Genomic DNA, 8543 nt, shown 5'->3' on the forward strand with positions numbered 1-8543 from the left:
ACCCCCATCGCCGCCCCGGCCCGCCGAGGTTGGCTCGCTCCCCGGCCCCAGCCGGGCGGCTAGAACAGGGTCAGCGGCTCGGGAGGGGCCGGCGTGGTCTGGTGTTCTCGGATCGCGTCCCGAAGCTGCGCGGCGCTCACGCGGGCGGCGTCGAACGTCTCGGTCCAGCCATTGGGCATCTGGACGGCGGTGAGGAAGACGCCGTGCCCGGCGGCGCGCAGGCGCCGCAGGATCGTCTGCTCGACGGCCAGGGCGTCGTCGCCGGTGGGCACGTGGTGTTCGTAGAACAGGGTCCATCCCAGGCGGCGGTGCTGGGCGATGCGGTCGTTGCGCTGGAGAGCGCCGGCGACACCGATCTTGACGGCGCCGTGCTGCGCGTGGGTGACAACGTAGACGCGGGCGGGCGCGGCGCGGTCGAAGCCGAAGCGGGCGCAGTACTTGCATCTGCGGCCGCTGCGGATCTTGGACAGGGTGGGGGTCGAGGTGCGGCCGCAGGTGGTGCAGCGGCAGCGCCAGGGCGTCATGGTCGTGGTGTAGGGCTCCAGGGGCTCGAGGCCGGCCTCGCGCATGGAGGCGGCGGCGCGCTCGGGGTCTTCCCGTCGTGCGGCGGCGGCGCGGAGGTCGGCGCAGCGTCGGCATCCGCTCTGGCCGGCGAGGATGGATCCGAAGGCCGGTGAGGTGATGGTGCCGCAGCCGTGGCACAGGCACCGCCAGGGGTACTTGACCCCGCGGTACGGTTCCTGGGGTTCGAATCCGTGCTCGCGCATCTCGGCGACGGCCAGGTCCTCGTCGTGGCGCTGTGCCGCACCGTTGGCCCGGTCGGCGCACCGTTTGCAGGCCGGACGCCGGCTCCGGCCGGTCAGGGAACCCAGGCGCGGGGAGACGATGGCCCCGCACTTGGCGCAGCGGCTCTTCCACGGGAACGCGGTCCCGGGGTACGGCTCCAGCGGCTCCAGGCCCGCCGTCCGCATCACCGCGGCCGCGGTCTCGGCGTCGTGGCGCATCGACTCGTTGGCCTTGCGCCGGCCACAGGGGTAACAGCCGCCCTGCCCCTGCCGGATGGAACCCAGCGTGGGGGTCCCGGGCTCTCCGCACGTCCGGCAGCGGACGGGCCAGGGCGTGTCCACTCCCGGGTACGGGGCGAGGGGTTCCAGGCCCGCGGCCCGCATGTCGGCCGCGGCAACGTCCGGGTCGACCGGCGCGTTCGGTGCGCACCACCGGCAGGGCCCGGCACCGGAGTTGATCCGGACGTAGGTGGGTGTGACCTCGCGTCCGCATGCGAGGTGGCGGCACCGCCACTTCCGGTCACTGCCGGGATAGGGCTCCAGGGGCTCCAGGCCGGCCGCCCGCATCACGCCGGCCGCGGCCTCGGGCTCGAGCCGGGCCCGCCCGGAGCAGTACACGCAGCCGCGCTGTCCCTTGGTGACGTTGCTCAGGCGGGGGGTGACCTCCCGCCCGCACGCCGTATGGCGGCACCGCCACGGGGCGGCGCTGCCGGGGTAGGGCTCCAGCGGCTCCAGGCCCGCCGCCCGCATGATCTCTTCCGGCTCGCGGGGGTCCTTCCGCGGTCTGCCGGTGCGCGCCATGGTCCAACTCCCCGCGTTCCAAGGGTGAGCGGGGTCGTGCCTCGCTGTGCGGCGCAGCATAGGGGCGAGCACTGACATCGACGCCGGTGACCGCCTTGCCGCAGGTGGGAACCGGTGCCCGCCTCCGCCCGGCGGCCCGGGGCTCAGTCCGCCGGTTCGAGTACGAGGGGCGGGCACGCATCGTCGCCAGTGCCGTTCGCTCCGGTCAGGTCCTCGCAGATCCGGGAGTGCAGAGCGATGGAGGCGGCATCGAGCCGCCCCCACTGCTCGCTCGTCAGGTCGGGCAGCAGTGCACCGAGGTGGTGCAGCGCGAAGGCGACGGCCGCGGGCACCGCGTGACCGAGGAGGTTGTCGAGGCCGGCGCTGTGGGCATCGTCGTGAAGGTCGCGGCCCCCGGACAGCCCGTAGGCCAGACCGTACTTGTAGGCCGCTTCTTCGGTGAGGGTGTTGTTCGCGAGGGCGCGGACGCCGGTGGTGCAGTCGGCGGTGGCCAGGAGCTGGTCGATCACGGCGCGGGGAATCGTCTCGCCGGTGAAGGTGGTGGCGTCGGTCATGTGTGGGGAACGGCGGACCGGGGTCCGGTGACACGCAGGGCTCCGGTATTTCCGATCCGGGCCCGCGGCCGGGAGTTCGGGCGGGATCGTCCGCCAGCTGTCGGGATCGGGCCGGCCACGAGTGCGGTGAATCGCGGTCGGGGCGCGGCGTCAGACGAAGGGGCCTTGCGCCGCGCCGCCGGCGGTTACGGACGCTGGGCGAGCATCGGAACGACGTGGCTGGAGTGCTGGATGTAGGCGGCGAGGTCGGGACCCAGCAGGCCGGTGACCGTCAGCAGGTCCTTCATCCGCACGTCGACGGGGACGGTCAGCAGCGGTTCCCAGTGGGCCGCCCGGTTGCGCAGCTCGTGCAGGTCACCGATGAGCTGGTCGACCGTCGCGCGGTTGGTGCCGGGAGGGAACGCGAAGTGGAGGTGGGGCACCCACAGTGTCTTCTCGTGGGCGGAGGTGGACAGGTACCGCCACACTCCCAGCGACAGATCGGCGATGACCTTCCCCGGCGGGGCCGTGCGACCGTAGCGCTTGCGGGCGCTGTCGATGGCGCTGCGAGTCTTGTCGTTGATGTCGACCTGCCGCGGGCCGCGCCGGCCGCCCTTCTTGACGCGGATCAGCGGGGCCCGAAGCGGGCTGGCCGGGTCGTCGAGCCAGTGCGTCGCACCGGTCCAGGTTGCGTCCAGCGCTCCGGCGTACGCGTTACGCAGAGCGATCTCGAAGTGGCTCAGGTCACGCAGGACCGCGCAGGTCAGGGCCGTGTTCCACTCGTACAGTGCCAGGGCGCGGACGGGGTCGCCGCCGGCTGCGCTCAGGTAGATGCTGTGCCGGGCGGGGCTTGGTGCCGTGGTCCGGCACGTTCGGGATGCGGCCGCGGCGGCCGAGAAGGCGGTGAAGACCCGGCGCGAGACGCTGGCGGCGCTCACCGGCAGCGGCATGGTCGCGGACGCCTCCGCGGCCGCCGAAGAGCTGTCGGCCTCAGGTCGCGCTCCCACGGCGGTCCGTGTCCGCCGCCCGTATCTCCGTCATTCCGTTCCGCTCGAGGTCGAGACGGAGCGCAACGGCCTGCCCCGCGAGAAGCGGCCCCCGGCCGGACGTCTGATCGCACCGCGCGGGGTCACCGGCCGACTGCACCTGCTGCTGCTGTTCGCCGCCGCGTGCCAGGCGGCCCCCGGCCGGCAGTGGCACTGCAACCTCCCCATCGAGCACGGCCGCGAGCAGCCGTTCTCTCTCGAACGGCTGGTCTGCGCCTTCGCCCGCCACCGGGGTGGCACCGGATACGTCGCCAGCCCGAAGGCGAACAAGCTCCGGCAGATCACCGAGGCTCTCAAGACCCTCAACGACCAGCACCTGCTCGACCTGCCGCACCGCGGCGCATACCAGCCGTTCCGCGACTTCAGCCTGCTGTGCGACAGCGGCCAGAGCACGGACAACGCCCCCATCACCTACCGGGTGCCCTCGGCGAAGGAGCCGTGCATCGCCATCCCGACCGAGTTCTTCAGCCACGGCTGGGTGCATCTGCTGACCCCCAGCGAGATCGCCGCCTACCTGATGTGGCTCGACGTCAACCAGAACCCCCAACACGAGGAGCCCTACGTCACCGGAGCGGAGCGTGCCGGGGCCTACGGCCTGACCCGCGAGGCCTTCGAGACCCACCAGGCGCTCCAGGCCTTCGGACTCGTCGACGTCGTCCCCGACCTCATGCGACACGACGACGGGAAGTACACCGACTACAACCCCGAGGGCCGTCCCCCGCCGTGCCACCGCGTCACCGTCACCGCCGGCGGGCTCAACCTGGAAGCCGCGCCCCGGATCACCGAGGTCCTCAACCGCTACGCCGCGACCGCCGACTGGGGCCGCCCGCTCGGTGCCCGCCCGATCTGAGCCGTCCTCTCTCCCTCGACGGAATCCGCTGCTACATGCCGGGTCCGGCCGGGAGTGACCACTGCGGTCAGCAGTGCGGCGGCCGGCCACAGCACGACACCGACACCGACGAGGGCCAATGCCGAAAGGCCGGCGTGATGGGCGGCAAGCAGCAGGGTGGTCGTGTGCAGGGCGCCGGCGGTGGCGGCCAGGTCAGCGCTCCAGCCCGTACGCCGCCGAAGGGCACCCTCGATCAGACGGCGCACGCCCGTGGCGCATCCGACGAGCGCGGGTCCGCCCATGAAGGCCAGCGCCAGGGCGGCCCCCCAGAGGGAAGGGGCTGCGATGAGCGTCGCGAGGACGGCGCCGCCGGTCAGGATCAGCATGGTCAGCAGGCCGGCGGTCGTGATCCGCAGCTCTTGTGCGGCATGCGGCCGGGGCGGGTCGAGGCAGTAGGAGCCCGCGAGCAGCAGCCCGGCGGCGCCGCCGAGGGCGACCGACCAGGTATTCGGGAGCGCCGTGGTCAGGGAGAGCTCACCGGCGATCGCGGCAGCGGTGACAGCCCCCGCGTACAGGGCCGTGCGGCCCGCCCTCGGGCTGCTGCAGTCCTGGGCCGCGGTGTCGGGGACGGCTGCGACGAGGGTGGGCGTGGGCAGCCGCTGGGTCGGCACGGCTGTGGGTGCGTCAGCGACGGCCAGGGCCGCGTGAAGCTGCGTGAGGCGGGCGCGGGTGTCGACCGCGGTCGGCCGACGGTCGGGGTCCTTGTCGAGGAGCTCCAGGACCAGCTGCTCGAGCTCGCGGGGGACGCCGGGGCGCAGGGTGGACAGCGGGGCCGGCGCGGTGTTGAGGTGCTGGTTGAGGACCTGCCATCCCGTGCCGGTGAAGGGGACACTGCCGGCGAGGAGCTCGTGGAGGAGGCAGCCGAGCGAGTACAGGTCGCTGGGCGCGCCCAGGGTGGTGTCGCCGCGAGCCTGCTCGGGCGACATGTAGGCGGGGGTGCCGATGGCGACGCCGGTCACGGTCAGGGTGTGGTGGGTGGCGTCGGCCAGGCGGGCGATACCGAAGTCGCACAGCCGCGCGGTTCCGCCGGCCGCTTCGTCGAGGAGGATGTTGGACGGCTTGAGGTCGCGGTGGACGATGCCATGGTGGTGGGCGGCCTCCAGGGCCTGGCTGATATGGATCGCCCAGGTCAGGGCCTGGGGGATGGGGAGCGGGCGGCCGGTGAGCGTGTTCAGCGGCCGCCCGCCGACGAGGTCCATGGCCAGGAAGAGGATCCGGCAGCCGTCGAGGTCGGCAGCACCATGGTCCCGGACAGCGACGACGTTCGGGTGGGACAGGCGCGCGGCGACCTGTGCCTCGCGGCGGAAGGCCGCTTCCCGTACCGGGTCCCCCTCCCCCACCGGGATGATCTTGAGGGCGGCGTCGTGGCTCTCGTGGAGGTCCTCGGCGCGCCACACGGTGCCCATGCCTCCGCTGCCGATCGGCTCCGTCAGCCGGTACCGGCCGGCGACCGTCGTGCCGCGCATCAAGTCCTCCAGCCCTGCATGTCCGGGCGCTGGGGCCGGCCGGCTCCAGGCGCACCGCGGGCGAGGGCGTGCCCGCGGTGCGGCGCAGCATACGAAAACGCCTTGCCGGGGCTGGGTGGAGCGATGCCGGCGCCGCGGCTGCGTCCAGCATTCCAGGGGATGTTTTTGCAGGTCAGCGCCACGTGATTGTGGTTGTGCGGGCGCGTGTGGCGGGTGGCGCCCGTGCTGCCGGACGGCGCGCGGTGCTGTCATCGGATTCCGGGGGAATCCTTCGGATATGGACGACAGATGCGCGTGGTGTGGCGCCGGGCTGCACGGTGGTCGGCGGCGCCGGTACTGCCCTCGTCCGCGTTCCTGCCGGCAGGAGGCGTACCGGGAACGGCGGCGGGCGGCAGCTGCCCTCCGGGCCCGGATCGCTCTGCTGCAGATCTCCCAGGAGATCCGGACCCGGTGCGAGGCCCTGGAACTGCTGGTGGCCGACGCGGTCGAGCACGAGCGGGCCGCGGCCGGGCTGCACAGCACCGCGGCCGCGGACTTCCGTCACCTGACCAGCGAGCTGGTCAGGTGCGCGGTGATCGCGGATCGCGAGGTGAGCGCCACCTGGGAGCAGATCGGGCGCCCGCACGGTCTGACCGCGGATGCGGCCAGGGCCCGGTACGGCCGGGCCCGGCTCCTGTGGCCTCCGCCGACGCTGGAGTGACGTTCGCGGTGAGGCGCCCGGTCGCTGGAGTGAGGCAGGTCCGGCTGGGCGCGGGAACGGTGCGGGGTCCGGATACGGCGAGGGGCCCGGACGGATCCGGGCCCCTCGATGAGTAGCGGGGACAGGATTTGAACCTGCGACCTCTGGGTTATGAGCCCAGCGAGCTACCGAGCTGCTCCACCCCGCGTCGGTGAGACCACACTCTACACAGTGGCTGTCGCGGGGCGGCGCTCATTTAACGGGGTCAGCCGCGGCGGACGATGTTCTCGGCCTGGGGGCCCTTCTGGCCCTGGGTCACGTCGAAGGTGACCTGCTCGCCTTCGAGGAGTTCACGGAATCCGCTGCCGGAGATGTTGGAGTAGTGCGCGAAGACGTCCGGTCCGCCGCCGTCCTGCTGAATGAAGCCGAAGCCCTTCTCGGCGTTGAACCACTTCACGGTGCCGCTGGCCATGCGTCTGTCCTTCGAAATCGCCGGGTGCTTCCCGGTCGGTCATGGGTGGTGCTCTCCGTCATCGGAGGGCGTCCGGCGTCCGTTCTACCCCCGTTGGCGGGAGGCCAATCCGGCTCCCGCGGGGGTGAGGCGTGCCGTTGTGCTCCCCAGCGAGCCTCGGGGCCTTCAGTGCTGGGCTGCTGCCCGCGGGAGGCAGGCGCCTACTTGCCCTTCGCGGCGTCCTTGAGCTTCGAGCCCGCGGAGACCTTCACGCTGAAGCCGGCCGGGATCTGAAGCGGTTCGCCCGTCTGCGGATTGCGGGCGGTGCGAGCGGCACGATGGGTCCGCTCGAAGGTCAGGAAGCCGGGGATGGTGACCTTCTCGTCGCCCTTGGCGACGATCTCGCCGACGGTCTCGGCGAAAGCGGCCAGCACGGCGTCGGCGTCCTTGCGGGTCACCTCGGCACGCTCTGCGAGGACGGCGATCAGCTCACTGCGGTTCATGGGCGGTGCTCCGTGATGCTCGGGGTGCCGCGGCCGCTGGGCAGACGCGACTCTTCTGGGCGCCATCCTGTCACCAGGGTCGGACAACGCTGCGCCCCGGTGCGGCGGCGGGTCGCCCGGTGCGCAGCATACGGTGCGGATCGTCCGTCAGAGGAGCGGGGACGAAGCCGTGGCGTGCGTGCCAGGCGCGCAGTTCGCCGCGATCGAGCCCGGGCTGAGGAGTGGGGAACGGGCACGCTGCGAGTCCGAAGCCTCGACGCGACCTACTGCTCCGGCGGAAGTACGCAGTTCCCATACAAGTTCCAGGTCGCTGGCGACGAGGTGCACGACGGGCATCGAGGGGCGTGCCTTTCTCGTCCGGGAGCCTCCCCTGCGGGCTCTATCTTCCGCGAGGGTTTCGTTCAGGTGCCGGGGCTGGCTGCGGGCGCGGCGGTCAGCTGCGGGTGGCGGGTGATGCCGGCGGCGGTGACGGCCTGGAGGTGTTCGGGGGGCAGCTCGTCCCAGCGTTTGCGGAGGTTTTTGAGCCACTGGCCGACCTTGTACTCCTCGCCGTCGAGGGTGATGGTGTCGCGTTGGCGGATGTGGAGGTGGCCTTCGCGGTCGCGGAAGGCGGCGACGGCCGCCAGGCCCTGCTCGAGCTGCCGCTGCTGGCGGGCGGCGCGGCCGGTGGGCTGCGGCGGTTCGGCGGCGGCGGGTTCGATCAGGGTGATGCCCAGTTCGCGCACGAGCTGGAGCTGTTCGGGGTGGAGGGTGCTGTAGTCGGTGCTCTGGGCGCGGACCCATTCGCCGAGGGGTTCGTCGTCGTCGGTGACGAAGTCGGCGGGGAGGTCGTCGAGGACGATGCTCGCGTCGGCGTAGGTGCGGGCGGTGTAGTAGAGGCGCTGCCAGGTGATGGGCCAGGCGGGGTTCCAGTACGGGTCGATCTCGGTGAGCGCGGTGTCGGTGGGGTCGGGTTCGAGTCCGTTGTCCGCGCGGGTGCGGGCGGCGGCTCGGCGGTTGGTGAGCCAGCGGCCGAGGGCGAAGTCGCCGGCCATCTCGCCGGTGGGGGCGGCGAGGTGTCCGTGGCGGTTGGCCCAGTTGCGGGCGTGGAGGAGTCCGCGTTCGGCGGCCTGGGTCTGGAGGTTCCAGATGATGCCGAGGTGTTCGAGGGCCTTGATCTGGGCGGGCTTGAGGGTGCCGGCCGCGTATGCCTTGCGCATGCGGTTGATCCAGCGGCCCAGTGCGAAGCCGTTCTCGTCGTCGTGGAGCCGGGGGACGTCGAGGTGTCCGTGGGTCTGCTGGTAGGCGGTGGCGGCTTCCAGGCCGCGGCGGAAGGACGCTTCACGGGGGTGGAGGACGCGTAGCCGGAACGCCTGGGCGATGGTGTCGGCGGGGAAGGGCCGGTCGAAGA

The 8543-nt window shown here is 72.4% G+C and carries 9 protein-coding genes and 1 tRNA gene; 2 read left to right on the forward strand and 8 right to left on the reverse strand.

From position 1 onward, the window contains the following. Positions 1-59: 59 nt before the first annotated feature. From GUY61_RS39355 to GUY61_RS30425, 3 genes are all read right to left on the reverse strand, one after another. Positions 60-1586 carry a hypothetical protein gene (locus GUY61_RS39355; protein WP_208106659.1) on the reverse strand — a complete coding sequence of 509 codons (1527 nt, stop codon included), beginning with the start codon at positions 1584-1586 and terminating at the stop codon, positions 60-62. A gap of 143 nt (positions 1587-1729) precedes the next feature. Further along, on the reverse strand, positions 1730-2140 hold the full coding sequence (locus GUY61_RS30420) for a hypothetical protein (protein WP_166633468.1): 411 nt from the start codon (positions 2138-2140) through the stop codon (positions 1730-1732). A 185-nt stretch (positions 2141-2325) separates the two neighbouring features. Continuing rightward, complete coding sequence (locus GUY61_RS30425; protein WP_243766861.1) at positions 2326-3057, reverse strand: hypothetical protein; 732 nt, start codon at positions 3055-3057, stop codon at positions 2326-2328. On the opposite strand from GUY61_RS30425, the gene GUY61_RS30430 reads away from it, so the two are divergent. Next, positions 3023-4015 carry a hypothetical protein gene (locus tag GUY61_RS30430; protein WP_166633470.1) on the forward strand — a complete coding sequence of 331 codons (993 nt, stop codon included), beginning with the start codon at positions 3023-3025 and terminating at the stop codon, positions 4013-4015. The two genes, GUY61_RS30425 and GUY61_RS30430, sit on opposite strands and share 35 nt — an antisense overlap. On the opposite strand, the gene GUY61_RS30435 is transcribed toward GUY61_RS30430, so the two are convergent. Next, complete coding sequence (locus GUY61_RS30435) at positions 3964-5520, reverse strand: serine/threonine-protein kinase (RefSeq protein ID WP_166633471.1); 1557 nt, start codon at positions 5518-5520, stop codon at positions 3964-3966. The two genes, GUY61_RS30430 and GUY61_RS30435, sit on opposite strands and share 52 nt — an antisense overlap. Before the next feature lie 277 nt (positions 5521-5797). Between GUY61_RS30435 and GUY61_RS30440 the strand changes: the two genes are divergently transcribed. Beyond that, positions 5798-6220 carry a hypothetical protein gene (locus tag GUY61_RS30440; RefSeq protein WP_166633472.1) on the forward strand — a complete coding sequence of 141 codons (423 nt, stop codon included), beginning with the start codon at positions 5798-5800 and terminating at the stop codon, positions 6218-6220. 113 nt (positions 6221-6333) lie between these two features. Here GUY61_RS30440 and GUY61_RS30445 read toward each other — a convergent pair. The 4 genes from GUY61_RS30445 to GUY61_RS30460 form a co-directional block, all read right to left on the reverse strand. Next, positions 6334-6407 (reverse strand) — tRNA-Met (locus GUY61_RS30445). Between the two features lie 57 nt (positions 6408-6464). Then, positions 6465-6671, reverse strand: coding sequence for a cold-shock protein (locus GUY61_RS30450; protein ID WP_166633473.1), 207 nt, complete (start codon positions 6669-6671; stop codon positions 6465-6467). Between the two features lie 200 nt (positions 6672-6871). Then, positions 6872-7153, reverse strand: coding sequence for an HU family DNA-binding protein (locus tag GUY61_RS30455; protein ID WP_166633474.1), 282 nt, complete (start codon positions 7151-7153; stop codon positions 6872-6874). Positions 7154-7554: 401 nt separating this feature from the next. Continuing rightward, the coding region (locus GUY61_RS30460) for a helicase associated domain-containing protein (RefSeq protein ID WP_208106660.1) at positions 7555-8543 on the reverse strand (989 nt) is incomplete at its 5' end.

Origin of the sequence: Streptomyces sp. GC420 (assembly GCF_009916105.1) — a bacterium.
Taxonomy (GTDB): domain Bacteria; phylum Actinomycetota; class Actinomycetes; order Streptomycetales; family Streptomycetaceae; genus Streptomyces.